Source organism: Gemmatimonadaceae bacterium (genome assembly GCA_036496605.1).
In the GTDB taxonomy this organism is placed as follows: domain Bacteria; phylum Gemmatimonadota; class Gemmatimonadetes; order Gemmatimonadales; family Gemmatimonadaceae; genus AG2.
On the sequence record DASXKV010000054.1, the window covers coordinates 90,688 to 106,740 of the forward strand.

Annotated in this window: 12 protein-coding genes; 7 read left to right on the top strand and 5 right to left on the bottom strand. The window is 64.9% G+C overall.

Translation table 11 applies throughout. The annotated features are described in order from the left end of the window. The first annotated feature begins 34 nt into the window (after positions 1–34). The gene (locus VGH98_21650) at positions 35–1,933 is read left to right on the top strand and encodes a M1 family metallopeptidase (protein ID HEY2378600.1); all 1,899 of its coding nucleotides are present in this window, start codon (positions 35–37) and stop codon (positions 1,931–1,933) included. Between the two features lie 14 nt (positions 1,934–1,947). Here the strand turns inward: VGH98_21650 and VGH98_21655 are convergent, their stop codons facing one another. Next, positions 1,948–2,862: an MBL fold metallo-hydrolase gene (locus VGH98_21655; protein ID HEY2378601.1), complete on the bottom strand. Its 915-nt coding sequence runs from the start codon at positions 2,860–2,862 to the stop codon at positions 1,948–1,950. A gap of 314 nt (positions 2,863–3,176) precedes the next feature. Between VGH98_21655 and VGH98_21660 the strand changes: the two genes are divergently transcribed. The 6 genes from VGH98_21660 to VGH98_21685 are packed head-to-tail and all read left to right on the top strand — an operon-like array spanning position 3,177 to position 10,455. Further along, on the top strand, positions 3,177–4,211 hold the full coding sequence (locus VGH98_21660; GenBank protein ID HEY2378602.1) for a ligase-associated DNA damage response exonuclease: 1,035 nt from the start codon (positions 3,177–3,179) through the stop codon (positions 4,209–4,211). Next, positions 4,208–5,803 (top strand): ATP-dependent DNA ligase, encoded by a 1,596-nt coding sequence (locus VGH98_21665; GenBank protein HEY2378603.1) that lies wholly within the window; start codon positions 4,208–4,210, stop codon positions 5,801–5,803. The genes VGH98_21660 and VGH98_21665 overlap by 4 nt, the downstream gene beginning before the upstream one ends. Before the next feature lie 15 nt (positions 5,804–5,818). Beyond that, a complete protein-coding gene (locus VGH98_21670; GenBank protein HEY2378604.1) occupies positions 5,819–6,442 on the top strand; it encodes a hypothetical protein in 624 nt (207 codons plus the stop codon). Position 6,443: 1 nt separating this feature from the next. Next, on the top strand, positions 6,444–7,991 hold the full coding sequence (locus tag VGH98_21675) for a peptidylprolyl isomerase (protein ID HEY2378605.1): 1,548 nt from the start codon (positions 6,444–6,446) through the stop codon (positions 7,989–7,991). A gap of 50 nt (positions 7,992–8,041) precedes the next feature. After that, positions 8,042–9,061: a cytochrome D1 domain-containing protein gene (locus tag VGH98_21680; protein HEY2378606.1), complete on the top strand. Its 1,020-nt coding sequence runs from the start codon at positions 8,042–8,044 to the stop codon at positions 9,059–9,061. Then, entirely contained in the window at positions 9,061–10,455 is a 1,395-nt protein-coding gene (locus VGH98_21685) for a carboxypeptidase regulatory-like domain-containing protein (GenBank protein HEY2378607.1), read from the top strand. The genes VGH98_21680 and VGH98_21685 overlap by 1 nt, the downstream gene beginning before the upstream one ends. Before the next feature lie 22 nt (positions 10,456–10,477). On the opposite strand, the gene VGH98_21690 is transcribed toward VGH98_21685, so the two are convergent. From VGH98_21690 to ilvA, 4 genes are all read right to left on the bottom strand, one after another. Continuing rightward, entirely contained in the window at positions 10,478–12,781 is a 2,304-nt protein-coding gene (locus tag VGH98_21690; protein HEY2378608.1) for a xanthine dehydrogenase family protein molybdopterin-binding subunit, read from the bottom strand. Next, positions 12,778–13,773, bottom strand: a complete 996-nt coding sequence (locus tag VGH98_21695) for a xanthine dehydrogenase family protein subunit M (protein HEY2378609.1) — start codon at positions 13,771–13,773, stop codon at positions 12,778–12,780. Before VGH98_21695 ends, VGH98_21690 begins: the two co-directional genes overlap by 4 nt. Further along, complete coding sequence (locus VGH98_21700; GenBank protein ID HEY2378610.1) at positions 13,770–14,921, bottom strand: 2Fe-2S iron-sulfur cluster-binding protein; 1,152 nt, start codon at positions 14,919–14,921, stop codon at positions 13,770–13,772. Before VGH98_21700 ends, VGH98_21695 begins: the two co-directional genes overlap by 4 nt. Before the next feature lie 129 nt (positions 14,922–15,050). Further along, complete coding sequence (gene ilvA, locus VGH98_21705; GenBank protein ID HEY2378611.1) at positions 15,051–16,031, bottom strand: threonine ammonia-lyase; 981 nt, start codon at positions 16,029–16,031, stop codon at positions 15,051–15,053. Positions 16,032–16,053: the final 22 nt, after the last annotated feature.

Genomic DNA, 16,053 nt, shown 5'->3' on the forward strand with positions numbered 1-16,053 from the left:
TTCCACTGTTCAACCCAGCCACCAACCAGGCCCGATGCGAAGCCCGCGTGCTGCTCTGTTGCTCTTCCCGCTCTTCCTGACGTCGCCAAGCGCCTTGCGCGGGCAAATGCCGCAGGGCGCGGCCGCCGTCGCCGACACGTCGCCTTTTCGCGCGCTCACACTTCCGAGCCCTAACGAGTACCGAAGCGGATCGGGGCGCCCGGGGCCGCGCTACTGGCAGCAGCGCGTCGACTACCGCATCACAGCAACGCTGGACCCGGCGAGGAACGAGGTACGCGGAAGCGAGACGATTCACTATACGAACAACAGCCCCGACGCCCTGCCGTATATCTGGGTGTACCTCGAGCAGAATATCTGCGCACCGAACAGCATTACCAATCTCCTCAACCAGCCGCCGCTCGTTTTCCTCGGCTCCTCCTTCGATTTTTCCTGCCAGGGGTTCAACGGCGGGCTCATGCTCGATTCGGGAAGCGCGCGCGGTGCCGTGTTCGGCACGACGATGCGCATCGACCTGGCCACGCGACTCGCCGCGGGCGCGTCGACGGACCTCCGGTTCGCCTGGCATTTCGGCGTGCCCGCGCAGGGTGGAGGACGCATGGGACACGACGGCCCGCTGTATGAGATCGCTCAATGGTATCCGCGCGTCGCCGTCTACGACGACGTGAGAGGGTGGAACCACGAGCCCTACATCGGCGCGGGCGAGTTCTACCTCGAGTATGGCCGTTTCGACGTCGCGCTCACGTTGCCCGCGTCGTACATCGTTGCCGCGACGGGACGGCTCGCCAATCCGGAGCAGGTGCTGACCAGCACGCAGCGCTCGCGCCTAACGAGTGCGCGGCGATCGAAGAAGCCGGTCGCGATCATCACCAGGGAAGAAGCGGGCCGCGCCGATCGCACGCGTCCGACGACCCAGGGCTCGCTGACCTGGCATTTCACCGCCGACAGCGTGCGCGACTTTGCCTTCGCGGCGGGTCCCGACTTTCGCTGGGATGCGACAAGCTACGATGGCATCCTCATCGAGACGTTGTACCGGCCGACGGCGGACAAATGGGAAGAGGCGATCCGCATGGCGCACGACGCGATCAAGTACTTCAGCGATCAATGGTATCGCTATCCATATTCGCATGCGACGACGGTCGAGGGCCCGATCGAAGGAATGGAGTACCCGATGCTGACGTTCGTGCCGAATAGTCCCACGCGCGAGGATCAGCAGTGGGCGCTCTCGCACGAGTTCGGGCACGAGTGGTTCCCGATGATCGTTGGCTCGAACGAGCGGCTCTATCCGTGGATGGACGAAGGCTTCAACACGTTCATCGATCTCGCGGGCGCGGCGAAATACTTCGCGGGCACACCCTACGGTGACTCCATCGAGGTCCATCCCCTGCACCTCTACGGCGATCACGCCCAGCCAGGTAATGAGCAACCGTTGATCGAGAAGCCAGTCGAGGTTCGCGATCTCTTCTGGGGTGGCTACCAGAAACCGGCGCTCATGATGCAATTGCTTCGTTACGAGGTACTGGGCAAAGACCGGTTCGACGCGGCATTTCGCGAATACATTCGCACCTGGGCATTCAAGCATCCGACGCCCACCGATTTCTTCCACCTCATGCGTGACGAATCGGGGATGGAGCTCGATTGGTTCTGGCGAGACTGGATCTTCACGACGTCGCGTCTCGACCAGGGAGTTGACTCGGTCAGCAACGGCGTGATTCATCTGGCGAATCGCGGCACGATGGTCATGCCGGCTGAGCTCGCGATCACCTTCGCCGACGGTACACGCTCTACCGTTAGGCTTCCGGTCGAGATGTGGAATCTGGGATCGCGCTTCGACTATCGGGTGCCGGAGCGCAAACCGGTGCGGCGCGTCGAGGTCGATCCGCGGCACGCGCTCCCTGACGTCGATCGCAGCAATAACGTCTGGCCGAGGAGCTAGGAGCCGTCCTACCCTCAGTAGACAGCGAGATCAACGCCGGCGACCACATTCCCATTGAACCTCGACCGCACCTCCGCGACGATCTCGTCAGCCGTCTCACCGAAGAACAAGAGATGGCTGAGTACGAGGAGCTTCGGTCGCGCACGCGTCGCGACGTCGCCTAGCTCGGTGCCGGAAGTATGGAACGTCGAGTGGTAGCGCTGAGCGTCCGCGGGCAAGCCGTCGAAGCCCTTCTTCGAGTAGACCTCGTGCACGAGCACATCGCACCCGTTACACGCGTCGACAATCGAATCGCTCGGCCGGGTATCGCCCGACACGACGATGCTCCGCCCGGCGGCGTCGAAGCGATAGCCGAACGCGTTTTTCCAGCTGCCATGTGACACGCGAAACGCTTTCACGGTGACGTTCGAGTCGCGATATACCTCGCCCGGCGCGACCTCGTGCACGATGATTCGATAGGCGCTGGAATCGCCGTGTTCGAGACCGTGTATGCGGAGGTCGATGTCTTCGCGATACGCCCTGAGCAGATTGTCGACCATCGCGCGAGTGCCCGGCGGGCCGTACACGTGCAGCGGTCCTTTCCGGTGCATGACGGCTGGCGTCAGCATCAGATCCGGCAAGCCCAAGGTGTGGTCGGAGTGCAGGTGCGTAATGAAAACATGGCGCAGGTTGGCGACGCGCAGCGCCGCGATCGAGTCCTGCCGCGCCGCCGCGGTCGCACGCCTGACGATTCCAGGGCCCGCGTCGACGAGATACGACGCGCCGTTGATTACGATCGCGAGGCCCGGTCCACTGCGCTCGGGATCGGGGATCGGCGTCCCCGTCCCAAGCAGCACCACCCGTGCTCGCGTCGTGTCGCGCGTGGCCTGCGCGGCACCGATGCTCGCGAGCGCAACGCTGGCCATGACTGAAAGCAATGTCAATCGCATGAAGTTGGTCCTTCGTTGTTCCATCTTGGAGCGTGTTCGGGATTCTTGAACAGATCGATGACCTTGGGAAGGTCATAAGACAAGCGAATGCGAGGTCCATGTCATCGGACCTCGAGTCGCTGCCATCCGACCACGAGTCGCGGTCATCTGTCCCTGGCCCCCGTGCCATCCGACCACGAGTTGCGGTTCTCTGTCCTGGACCCCGTGCCATCCGACCACGTCTCGATGTCTCCTATCCTCAACTTTCTGTGTGCTGTCCTCGACTCGCCGAGCGGTGACCGCGTCCGGTCGGCGACCACTTCTAGATTTCGACCGTGCTCCTCACCGTCACCGACCGCGGCCTGTACTGTGAGGCCGGCGATTTCTATGTCGATCCCTGGCTGCCGGTACCGCGCGCGGTTATCACCCACGCGCATGGCGATCATGCGCGCTGGGGCTGCGACACCTACCTCGGCGCGCGCGATGGAGAGCGCGTTCTGCGCACACGCCTCGGCGTTGGCGCGACGATTCGCTTCGCGAGCTACGGCGAGCCGGTCAACCTCAATGGCGTGCGCGTGTCGCTGCACCCGGCGGGCCACATTCTCGGATCGGCGCAAGTGCGCATTGAGCACGCCGGCGAGGTGTGGGTGGTCTCCGGCGATTACAAGACGGAGCCAGACAGCACCTGCGCGCCGTTCGAACCGCTCCGCTGCCACACGTTCGTCACCGAATCGACGTTCGGGCTGCCCATTTATAGGTGGTCGCCCGAGGCTGTCGCCCTCGACGAGATTCGCGGTTGGTGGCGAACGAACGCCGCGTTGAGCCGTGCATCCGTGCTGTTCGCATACTCATTAGGTAAGGCCCAGAGGATACTTGCCGGCCTCCGCGATGAAGACATCGGGCCGATCTATACGCACGGCGCGATCGAACGGCTCAATCGCGATTATCGGGATTCCGGCGTCGCGATAGCCGACACGATCTATGCGAGCGCGCTCCCGCGCAGACACGACTTCTCGAATGGACTCATTCTCGCGCCCCCGTCCGCGGGTGGATCGCTCTGGCTCCGTCGCTTTGGTGCGATCTCGACCGGATTTGCGAGCGGCTGGATGCGCGTCCGCGGGGCCCGAAGGCGACGGACGATCGATCGGGGCTTCGTACTCTCCGATCACGCGGATTGGCCGTCGTTGCTCGATGCGATCGCCGCGACGGGCGCCGAACGCGTGTGGGTGACGCACGGCTATCGCGGACCCGTCGTGAAGTGGCTCGTCGAGCACGGCGTCGAGGCGGAATCGGTGGTCAGTGGGTGGGAGGGCGAAGGAGAGACCGAACTTCTGGATCTCGCCGTCGCCGGCGAGGAGATCGTCGAGTGAAGCGTTTCGCCGCGCTGGTCGCCGCAATAGACGAGACCACGCGTACGAGCGAGAAGATCGACGCGATGGTCGAATACTTCACACATGCTCAACCCGCGGACGCGGCGTGGGCCGTTCATTTTCTCAGTGGGGAGAGGCCGAAGCGGCTCATTCCGGTGCGTCGGCTCACCGAGTGGGCGACGCAGGCGAGTGGCATCGCGCCGTGGCTGTTCGACGAGTGCTATACCGCGGTCGGCGATCTCGCGGAGACGATCACGCTCCTCCTCCCGGAAAGGGACACCGCCGTCGCACGTCCACTGCATGTGTGGATCGAAGAGTATCTCCTGGCGCTCGCCGGTCGAGACGATGGCGAGCAACGCGAGGCCATCCTGACCTCGTGGCGTGAGCTGCCGAGCGGCGAGCGCTTCGTGTGGAACAAGCTCATCACCGGCGGATTCCGCGTCGGCGTGTCACAGCCGCTCGTCATTCGGGCCCTTTCGCGAGCAAGTGGTATCGCCGAAGGTGTCATCGCGCACCGCCTAACGGGCAACTGGCAACCGAGCGCCGGGTCGTGGACGGCACTGATCGCGGTCGAGACCAACGACGCCGACATTTCGCGGCCCTATCCGTTCTTCCTCGCCTACGCGCTCGAGGAGAGCATCGAATCGCTCGGCGACATCGCTTCCTGGCAAGCGGAATGGAAGTGGGATGGCGTTCGCGCGCAACTCGTGCGCCGCGACGGACGAACGTTTCTCTGGTCACGTGGCGAGGAGCTCGTGACGGATCGTTTTCCCGAGATCAGCCAAGTCGCCGAGTGGCTGCCGGATGGCACAGTACTGGACGGCGAGATCATGCCGTGGCGCGATGGCTGTCCGCTCCCCTTCGCCCAGCTGCAGCGCCGCATTGGACGTAAGTCGTTAGGCGCGAAGATCCTCGAGGAAGTACCGGTGGTGCTCGTCGTCTACGACCTGCTCGAGGTCGCGGGTAAGGATGTTCGCGAGCAGCCCTTCTCATGGCGTCGCGCGCAGATCGTCGAGCTGCTTCAGGACCTGCGCGTCAACGGGAGGCTCATTCTCTCCCCCGCCGTGGCGGCGACAAGCTGGGCCGAGATCCGAGACGCCTGGGCCGGCGCGCGCGAGATGCACGCGGAGGGGTTGATGCTTAAGCGGCTGGACGCACCGTACGGCGTCGGACGCCGGCGCGGCGGTTGGTGGAAATGGAAAGTGCAGCCCTACGCCGTAGACGCTGTGATGATCTACGCACAAGCGGGCCACGGCCGCCGAGCGTCGCTCAATACGGATTACACTTTTGCCGTGTGGGATGGCGGCGCGCTCGTGCCCTTTGCAAAGGCATACTCGGGCCTAAGCGATGCGGAGATCCGGGACCTCGACGCGTGGATCCGTCGCAACACGGTCGAGAAGTTCGGTCCTGTGCGCAGCGTGAAGCCCGAGCAGGTCTTCGAGCTCGCGTTCGAGGGCATTCAGCCGAGCTCTCGGCACAAGTCCGGCGTCGCCGTTAGGTTCCCGCGGATCGTCCGTTGGCGAACGGACAAAAAGGCCGAGGACGCCGATACCTTGGCGACGCTTCGCTCGTTGATGCATACTCCACGTTGACAACTCTCTCATCGTATGACTTGTCGGCCCACGGCATTCCGACTGCATTCGCTGGCCCTCCCCCTCCTTCTGGGGTTGCAGACGACGGCCTGCAATACCGGCGATGGGCTCGATCCTGGCGACGTCAGCCATGTGCTGGTCACCTACAGCGGAGAGCGGAGCGGGACGTTCGACGCATCGGGACGGCCCGACAGCTCGACAAATGATAACGTCATCGCGCGAGGAGACTACGCCGTGGGCGTCACATACGCCGGGACTACGCGCAGCGGTACCTTCAGCATCATCGCCGACGACGACGCCGGCGCGCCGTACGGGAATATGCTGCTGTTCGGCTTCATACCGGCGCACACCGGAACGTACCCCTTGACGAGGGTTGTGACCGGGGCGCTGCTCTTCGGCGTCACCTGGGAGGGTCGGTCGTTCGGCGAAGACGCGTTCTACTCGATCGACAATGGGGAAATCACAGTTACGTCATACAGCTCGACGCGGGCGCAGGGCATGTTCACGGCCACGGCGACTCACTATCAGTTCAATCCGAATCCTGTCGCGCTCGGCACCATCCACGTCGACGGAAAATTCAATGTTGCGTTCGACAACGTCGTTGCGATCTCCTACCGGTGCTACCTCTTTGCGTGTTGATATGAGCATGTGCGAAAGCGGACTGCGGCTTCTGGCGCTGCTCCTCTGCTGCGCGCTCCTCCCGGCACCGGCGCGTGCGCAACAGCCGGCACTCACCAGCGCCGATTCGGCTCTGGTCGGACGCATCCTTCTTGCCGAAGATCAGAGGGATGTGTCGAATCCGGCACTCGCCGAGGGCGCACGGCATCCCGATCAGCGAATTCAACTGCTCGCGCGTCGGGCAACGGCGCGTATTGGCGATCCGAAGTTCGCCTCGCGCGATTCCTTTCCGAAGTTGCCCGCTCCGCCTGCATATCAAGATCCCGCGTGGCGCCTTCGGTATCGGGCGCTCACGCCGAGCGACTGTCTCGCGTTGCGCGGGGCGCTCGCCGACAGCGTGTGGGCGGTGCGCCTTCACGCCATCGATCTCGTGAGCGCAACGTGCGCCCACGATTCGCTCTGGACACGAGCGCTCATCACGTGGGTGCGCACCGTCCCCCCTAACGCATCGCGGCTTCACGCCACGGCGTCGTGGCAACCGGCGGCGCACGCCTTGGTAGCGCTCGCGCGAACGCGCCCCGAAATCGGTCGACGGATGCTTCCGGTTATTGCGCGCAAGCACACGGCGGCGCTGCGCGTCTACGCAGCGCGCACTGCCGCGATCCTCAACGATACGTCGGCGCTACGAACGCTGGCGCGCGATCCCGATGACAACGTCATGGAAGCGGCGATCGACGGCCTTAGCAAGGTCGCCGGTCATTCGGCGGACGACATCTATCTTCTCACCCTGAGCGCGCGCGGCTACCAGGCCGTTCGCGCCGCGGCGCGGGCGCTCGCCGGTTCGTCGCGCAAGGGTGAGGTCCTCAACGCCGCGCTCGCGGCCGAGCGACGACTGCGGAACGATTCGAGCGAGACGTCGCGCGACGCGCGGCTCGCGCTGCTCGAGCGCGTGAGCGAACAGGCGGACCCCGCGCACGCAATGGCGATTGCTGCGCTCGCGACGGACTTCGATTGTGCGGTGGCGCAAGCCGCGGCGACGATTGCGGCGCGCCTGGCACCCACATCGGGAATGGCGCCGAAGTGCACGCGCCTTCCCGTTAGGCTCTCACCGGATGCCGTCGCGCTCGCATTGGGACGGGACGCGCGACTCCGCGTCGTCATGGCCGACTCGAGTGGCGGCGGCTCGTTCGTCGTTCGCCTGCGCGGCGACGTCGCACCCATTATGGCGGCGCGCATCCTCGAGCTCGCGCGCGCTCACTACTACGACGGTCTCACCTGGCAGCGCGTCGAAACGGATTTCGTGATTCAAGGCGGCAGCCCGCACGCCAATGAGTACGCCGGCAACCCGCGCTTCATCCGCGACGAGCTCGGGACGGTGCCACACGTGCGTGGTGCAGTAGGGATGAGCACGCGCGGCCACGATACCGGCGACGCGCAGTGGTTCGTGAATCTGCGGGACAATCTTCGACTGAACGCGGACTACACGGTCTTCGGTGAGGTCGTAGAGGGAATCGATATCGTCGATGGTGTGCTCGAAGGTGACGTCATAGCGCGGATCGAAGTGCTGTAACCACATGACAGAGGCTTGCGACGCGCTGGGCGGCGTCCCACACTAGCCGCATGAGATTCCCACCACTTCTGCTCGCGCTCGTGACGCTCGGCGTCGGCGTGCACGAGACGCCGCACGGCACCATCATCGCGAGCAACATGCGCGACAACACCGCCACGGTGATCGACGCGGCATCGGGCAAAGTGCTCGCGACCGTCACGACAAGCGAAGCGCCTCACGAAGTCGCGACGACCCACGACGGCAAATGGGCCGTCGTTAGCAACTATGGAACACGTGAGCGTCCGGGCAACAGCATTACGGTCATCGATCTGAACCGGCTCGTCGTGGCCCGCACCATCGACCTCGGCGAGTACCGTCGACCGCATGGGATGGCGTTCTTCCCCGGTGACACGCTGCTCGCAGTGACGTCGGAGGTGAGCCGCGCCGTGCTCCTCCTCGATTTCCGCAGCGGCAAAGTCATTGGCACCGTGCCGACGAGCGGGCGAACGTCGCACATGTTGGCGATGTCGTCGGCCGGCGACGAGCTGTTCACGACGAACATCGCCGATGGATCGATCAGCCGGCTCGACGTTGCGAAACGCTCAACGCGAATCGTCATTCCCGTTGCCAAACAAGTGGAAGGAATCGCGATCAGCCCAGACGGTAAACACGTGTGGGTTGGCAGCAATGCCGATGGAATTGTCGTCGTCATCGATACCGACAAAGGACAGCCGATCGACACGTTGATCGGCTTTGGGATCCCGTATCGGCTTGCCGTGTCACGCGACGGCGCGACGGCGATCGTGACCGATCCGTCCCGTGGTGAGGTCCGTATCTTCGATGCACGGACGCGCCGTCAGCGTTCTCTCATCACCGTCCCGCGCGGCGGCGTGCTGCCGACAGCAGAGGTTCCGGGTTCGCCGTCGCCCGAAGGAGTGACGACGTCGCCGGACGGGCGCTGGGCGTTCGTGACGTTGCAGGGACGCAATCTCGTCGCCATGATCGATCTCCAGCAGGGCACCATCGTCGCCTATGCGCCGACCGGCACCTGGTCCGACGGAATCGCCTATTCGACGCTCGAGGTCCGTTGATGCTTCGTTACCTGATCCGCGCGGTAGTTGCGACCTCGTGCCTTCCGGTCGCGGCCCTCATCGCACAAGGCACGGTCATCGGAACCGTCACCGACAGCATCGGCCACCACCCGCTCGCGGGTGCGCTGGTGCAGATCGTCTCCGACTCGGCGAAGGTTTCCAGGAGCGCGAACTCGGACTCGCTCGGTGCGTTTCACTTCGATAGCGTCCCCGCGGGTTCGTACATCATCGGCTTCTTCCATCCCTCGCTCGATAGTCTCGGCATCGAGCTCTCGCCGAGGCGTTTAGTCGTTAGGCAAGGAGAGACGGAAAGGGCCGCGCTGTCGATTCCGTCGGCGTGGACAATCGAGACGCAGCTGTGCCATGCCGCACCGATGCGGGATTCGACTGGCTTGCTGCTCGGGCACGTCCGCGACGCCGACACGCAACAGCCGCGCGACGCAACGGTCACGGTGTTCTGGACGGAGCTCAGCATCGGTCAGGGCGGCATACAGCGCAACCGTCGACAGATTCCCGTAAAGACGGACGCCATGGGCTGGTTTGCGTTCTGCGGCCTTCCGAGCGACGCCGAGATAAGCGCGAGTGCGCAGGCCGGCGACGAGGCGAGCGGCGACGTGATCGTGCGCGTGCCGGCGGGCGGATTGTCGATGCGTGACTTCCTCGTGAGTAAGGCGGATTCTACCATCGCCGTTTACGCGGCCGGCGACACGACGCCCTCGGCGGCGCGCGTGCCCGTCGCGACGCTGCGTCGCGGCAATGCGCGCGTCAGCGGTGTTGTCCGCACTTACAAGGGAGAGCCCGTGAACAACGCCGAGGTGAGCGTTCCTGGTACGGGCGTGTATGGACGGACTCAGAAGGCCGGTGAGTTCGCGCTCGCTGGTCTCCCGGCGGGTACGCAGACGCTCGAGGTGCGCGTGATCGGCTTCGAGCCCAAGCACGTCATCGTCGATTTGACGCGAGACCACCTAACGACGATCCAGGTCGCGCTCGACCGGCCGGTACAGACGCTCGACGCGGTGAGGGTGTATGGCACCGGCAGCACGCGGCTCGCGGAGTTCGAGCGGCGGGTGAAGGCAGGCTTTGGCCACATTCTGACACCCGGGGACATCGAGAAGCGACACGCCACGCAGACGACCGATCTCTTCCGAACGGTTGTGGGGGTTCGCGTGGTGCCTGGACGCTTCGGCAACGTCGTGTTGCTGCGCAACTGCCGTCCCACAGTCTATCTGAACGGCATGCGCCTGGATGACAACGCCGCCACGGAGATCGACCAGCTCGCGAATCCAGACGAGATCACCGGCATCGAGGTCTACACGACAGCTAGCAGGCCGATCGAGTTCTGGGGCAATAACTGCGGTTCGGTCGTGATTTGGGCCGGGATGCTGCCGCGATAGAGGGGCTAGGGGCTAACCCCTCTTACGCCAGCACTTTCTCGATCAGAATCGGCAATTCGCGCACACGCCTTCCCGTCGCGTGATAGACCGCGTTCGCGATCGACGCCGCGACGCCCGTGATGCCGATTTCGCCGACCCCTTTCGCACCGACGGTGCTCACGTGCTCGTCCGGCTGCTCGATGAACGCCGTATCGATCACCCCGACATCGGCGTTCACCGGTACGCGATATTCCGCGAGATCAGCATTTATGTAACGGCCGGTGCGCGGGTCGATGAGAGTTTCCTCCTCGAGCGCCATGCCGACGCCCCACACGACGCCGCCGTGAATCTGGCTGCGTGCCGTTTTGGCGTTCAGGATTCGGCCCACCGCGTGCGCCGTGACGATGCGCGGCACGCGAATGATCGCAAGATCCGGGTCGACGCGCACTTCGGTGAATACCGCACCGAACGAGTGCATCGAGTACTCCTGCGTCTCGGCGCCAGGACGCGACGAACCCGCCACCTCGATTGGCTCGGCGCCGTGGCGGGCGAGCAAGGCGGCGTATGACTCGCCACGATTCAGGTCACCGCCGAGGGTGAGTCGTCCATCCGCCGCCCGAACGTCACCCTCCGCGGCCTGGAAGAGCGGCGATTGGCGGTCGGCGATCGCGAGCTGGATGAGTTTTTCCCGCAGCGCGACAGCGACGTCGTGCACGGCGGAGCCAGTGGAGGCCGCCGTCACCGAGCCCGTCGACGCCGGATTCTCCGGCATGTCGGTGTTGCCCAACTCGAAGCGCACGCGCGCCGGCGCGATGCCTAACGCGTCGGCGGCAATCTGCGTCATCGAGGTGTACGTGCCGCAGCCGATCTCCTGTGTTCCGGCCCGCACGTACGCCTGTCCGTCGGGCATCATGCGCGCAACAGCGCCCGCGGGCGCACGTCGAGCTGGATACGTCGCCGTCGCCATTCCCCACCCCACCAGCCACCGGCCGTCGCGCATCGACCGCGGCTGCGGGTTCCGTTTGCTCCAACCGAATCGCTGCGCTGCCGAGTCGTAACACTCGCGCAGGCCTTTGCTCGACCAGGGCCGGCCGCTCTCCGGATCTTTCTCCGCGTAATTCTTCAAACGCAAGGCGAGCGGATCGATCTTCAGCTCGTACGCAAGCTCGTCCATCGCACATTCGAGCGCGTACGTGCCGGTCGACTCGCCCGGCGCACGCATGAATGTCGGCGAGCCTACGTTGACACGAACGAGGTCGTAGATGGTCTCGACGTTCTCGCATTCGTACAGCAGCCGCGTCTGATTCGTCGCCGGCTCGACCCAATCTTCGATCGTCGACGTCGTCGACTTGCTGTGATGTCTCGTCGCAGTGAGCGTTCCATCGCGGGTGGCGCCTAACGTTACCCGCTGCTCGGTGCGTGGCCGTCCGCCGACGGGTCCGAACATCTGTCGCCGCGTGAGCACGAGCTTCACCGGGCGCCCGACTTCGCGTGCCGCCATCGCGGTCAGCGTCTCGTGCGACCATGGCCCGCCTTTACTGCCGAAGCCGCCACCCGTGAAGTATGCGATGACTCGTACTTTGTCCGGCGTCAGCCCCAGGTACCGCGCGACAGTGTTGCGGACACTCGTTATGCCCTGCGTCGATTCGTACAGCGTCAACGAATCACCGTCCCACTGCGCGATGGTGCTGTGCACCTCCATCGGGTTGTGATTCTCGAGCGGCGTCACATACGTCTGATCGACGGTGACGGATGCGGCGGCAAGCCCTTGCTCGAGATTGCCGCGTGTGACGACGCGTTGGCCGCCTAACGGGTGAACGTCTTCCGGCGGGATCGTCGGCGCCTTGTGCCAGTCGAGAACCGGTCGCTCGCTGTCGTACGTGACACGCACCAGGTCCACCGACTCGCGAGCGTGCTCGAATGTGTCGGCAACGACGACACCAATCGGCTGGCCGTTGTAGCGGACGACGTCATCCTGTAACAACGTCGGAAGGCGCATCGACACCGCGCTGCGAGCGCCAGGGCCCTGGCTGCCCGATTCTCGAGAGCCGCTGCTCTCCCCTGAGCTCTGCGCGTGAGGTCCTGGTGTCGGCGCGCCGGGCAGGCGCGGCACGTTGAAGGGGGTGAGGATCTTGATCACACCCGGCGCCTTCTCGGCGACAGTCGTGTCGATCGCCTTCACGCGGCCCTTGGCAATCGTGCTCGTGATGATGACGCCATGCACGATATTCGGAATCGGATACTCGGCGGCGTACTTCGCTCCGCCGGTCACCTTCAACCGTCCGTCGACGCGGTCGAGCGGTGTGCCCACACTCTCGGTGCGTTTGGGTTTCCGCATCCAGGTCATGTCGTCACCTCCGTGAGCGCGCGTACGAGCGTGCGCTTGGCGAGCAACACCTTGAACGCGTTATCACGATGTGGACGTGCCTTCGCCAACGCGGCCTCGGCCGCTTCACGGAAGGTATGTTCGCTGACCGGCTTGCCAATGAGCTCGTGCTCGGCCTCCGTCGACCGCCATGGCCTGGTCGCAACGCCACCTAACCCAACACGCGCGTCCTGGATCTTTCCGCTCTGAACGTCGACGGCCACCGCGGCCGAGGCGAGAGCAAATGCGAAACTCGCGCGGTCGCGAACCTTGAGGTACAGTGAGCGCTTCGCCGCTGGGAGAGGCGGCAGATCGATCGACGTGATCAGCTCGCCCGGACGAAGCGTCGTCTCACGCTCGGGATGTGTGCCCGGCACCACGTGCAGCGACGCAAAGTCGATCAACCGATCGCCAGCACCGGGGCCGCGAATGGTCACCGTGGCGCCCAACGCGACCAGAGCGACCGCGAGGTCGCCAGGATATGTGGCGATGCAATGATCGCTCACACCGAGAACTGCCTCGGTCCGATTGATTCCAGAGAGAGCCGAGCAACCGGAGCCCGGCTCGCGCTTGTTGCAGGGCATCGCGGTGTCGCGAAAGTACGGACAGCGCGTGCGCTGAAGGACGTTACCGCCGATCGTTGCCATGTTGCGCAACTGACCCGACGCCGCGAGCAGGAGCGCCTGGCTCACGACCGGATAGCGTTCGCGCACGCGTGCATCCCATGCGACGTCGCGCATGCGCGCAAGCGCGCCGAGTCGCAGGCCGCCGCCAGGCATGTCGGCGATCATCGACAGCGACGGGTTACGGCGGCCGAGGTCGTTGATGTCGACGACGTGGCCAGGACGCTCGACGTTGAGCTTCATGAGGTCGATGAGGTTCGTACCGCCGGCAACGTATTTCGCCGACGGTGCAGTACCGGCGCGAAGCGCAGCCTCGATGTCCGTGGTGCGGACGTACTGGAAGTCGATCATTGGGTTCGCCCTCCGCCGTTCGAGGCCTGTGCGCGCCTGACTTCCTGCACGGCGGCAACGATGCCTGGGTACGCGCCGCAACGACAGATATTGCCGCTCATCGCTTCGCGCACGTCGTCGTCACCCGGTCCCCACGGCTCGTCGAGCACGCCGACCGCCGACATGATCTGACCCGAGGTGCAGTAGCCGCACTGGAACCCGTCGTGGGTGATGAACGCCTGCTGCATCGGGTGCAGCCGCTCGCCCGACGCGAGGCCTTCGATTGTCGTTATGCGATGGCCCTCCTGCATGACGGCGAAGGTCATGCACGAGAGCTCGCGCCGTCCGTCGACGTGCACCGTACACGCGCCGCACTGTCCGTGGTCGCACCCTTTCTTCGTGCCCGTAAGACCCGCGTACTCGCGCAGCGCGTCGAGCAGCGTGACGCGCGGCTCGACGTCGAGGGTGAGGTCGCGCCCATTGACGTTGAGTGTGACGCTTTGCGCGTTCAGCGTCGAGCGCTCAGCGTTGAGCGCGGCGGCGCGCTCGGCGTGGGCTTCGAGTGGACGGAGGACCAGCGCGAAGGCGGCGGCGAGCGTCGTCGCGACGAAGTCTCGGCGCGTCCACGACAAATCGTGCGCGCACTTGTGGCCGTCGCCGTAGTCGTTGTCGTTAGGCTCGGCCACGAATGGTGCGGCCACCGCGCTGATCGCTCGCGCCACTTCGACGGGGTTCGCGAGCGATATCGGGCCGACCTGCGACCAGCGGACGATGCCGTCCGCATCGATGACGAACACGGCCGATTCGCTGCCGGCGCCAAATCGCCGCGCGATGCTCGCGTCGGACGAGCTCAGCACTGGCAGCGAGATTGCACCGTCACTGAAAGTGAGGCTTCGCCAGGGGTCGCCGCCGCCGATCTCGAGAAGGCGCGCACCCGCGACGCCTCCGAGGCTCGCGACGAGTCGATTGTACGTCTCGATGTACTCGGCGCGCGCCGGATCCCAGTGAGCGCCGTGGAAGGCGATGACGACGGGCGAGCCGCGGAAATCGGACAGCCTGAGGCGGCCCGTACCGCTAGTCAGCTCGAAGTCCGGCGCGGCGTCGCCGGGTTCGATCACGTCACCGGCCGCGCAGGGCGCGACGGGCTCTCGATCAATGAGCGAGCGCATGTAGCGTGATGGGTTTTGTCGCCGCCTATCTGCGGCAAGACCCGTGCTGACGCTGCTGGCTGGTGGTTGGTGGCTGGTTGTTGGTGGTTGACTACCGATTACCAACAACCAGCTACCAACCGCCGGGCCCTAGTTCCAGGTCAAACCCCGTAGCTGATCCAGATTCACATTGCCGCCCGACAGCACGACGGCGACGCGTGAGCCCTTCGGGAGCCTAACGAGTCCGTGCAGCAGCGCGCCGACGGGAGCCGCGGCGGCGCCTTCGACGACCAGTTTGCAGCGTTCCATCACCCAGGTCATCGCGTCGAAGATCTCGCGGTCCGGCAACGCGACGATGTCTTCCACGAATCGTTGCACGACCGAGAAGTTCAGCTCACCACATCGCCGCACGCGCAAGCCGTCGATGATCGTGCGGCAGTCGATCGTCTCGAGCCGGCCGGCCGCGACGCTCCGTTGCATCGCCGGGCCATCCGACGACTCGACGCCGATGACCTTGGCCTTCGGGTTATGGCTCTTGATTGCCATCGAGACGCCGGAGATCAGTCCGCCGCCACCAATTGGCACGATGACCGCGTCGACCTCGGGCCAGTCTTGAGCAATCTCTAATCCCAGCGTCCCCTGTCCGGCAATGAGCTGCGGATCGTCGAACGGATGGACGTACGTGAGCCCTTCCGTGCGGACGAGCTCCTTCGCTTTCTCATTTGCCTCGTCCCAGATCATCCCGTGGAGCACGACCTCCGCGCCGTATCCCTTCGTGGCGGCGATCTTCGCTGGTGTCGCGTTCTTCGCCATGCAGACGACCGCTCGTATTCCGTGAATCTTCGCGGCGAGCGCGACGCCCTGCGCGTGATTCCCGGCCGAGGAGCAAACGACGCCCCGTCGTTTGTCCTCCTCGGGCATCAGCGCGAATTTGTTCAACGGGCCGCGGATCTTGTACGATCCGACGCGCTGGAACATCTCGGCCTTGAGCCGAATGTCGTATCCGGTGAGCTCACTGAGCTGGCGGGATGTCAGCAGCGGCGTGCGCTTGATGTGCGGCGCGATGCGCGCGCGCACTTCCTCGAAGTCGCGCAGCGTGAGGGTGAAGGGCTCGGCGGCGATGGCGGACATCGAGGAAAGGGGCTAGGGGCTA

Excerpts from the sequence above, each read along its gene's own strand:
- VGH98_21650 (HEY2378600.1), top strand. The coding sequence starts at position 35 with ATGCGAAGCCCGCGTGCTGCTCTGTTGCTCTTCCCGCTCTTCCTGACG.
- VGH98_21655 (HEY2378601.1), bottom strand. The coding sequence starts at position 2,862 with ATGCGATTGACATTGCTTTCAGTCATGGCCAGCGTTGCGCTCGCGAGC.
- VGH98_21670 (HEY2378604.1), top strand. The coding sequence starts at position 5,819 with ATGACTTGTCGGCCCACGGCATTCCGACTGCATTCGCTGGCCCTCCCC.
- VGH98_21675 (HEY2378605.1), top strand. The coding sequence starts at position 6,444 with ATGAGCATGTGCGAAAGCGGACTGCGGCTTCTGGCGCTGCTCCTCTGC.
- VGH98_21680 (HEY2378606.1), top strand. The coding sequence starts at position 8,042 with ATGAGATTCCCACCACTTCTGCTCGCGCTCGTGACGCTCGGCGTCGGC.
- VGH98_21685 (HEY2378607.1), top strand. The coding sequence starts at position 9,061 with ATGCTTCGTTACCTGATCCGCGCGGTAGTTGCGACCTCGTGCCTTCCG.
- VGH98_21690 (HEY2378608.1), bottom strand. The coding sequence starts at position 12,781 with ATGACCTGGATGCGGAAACCCAAACGCACCGAGAGTGTGGGCACACCG.
- VGH98_21695 (HEY2378609.1), bottom strand. The coding sequence starts at position 13,773 with ATGATCGACTTCCAGTACGTCCGCACCACGGACATCGAGGCTGCGCTT.
- VGH98_21700 (HEY2378610.1), bottom strand. The coding sequence starts at position 14,921 with ATGCGCTCGCTCATTGATCGAGAGCCCGTCGCGCCCTGCGCGGCCGGT.
- ilvA (HEY2378611.1), bottom strand. The coding sequence starts at position 16,031 with ATGTCCGCCATCGCCGCCGAGCCCTTCACCCTCACGCTGCGCGACTTC.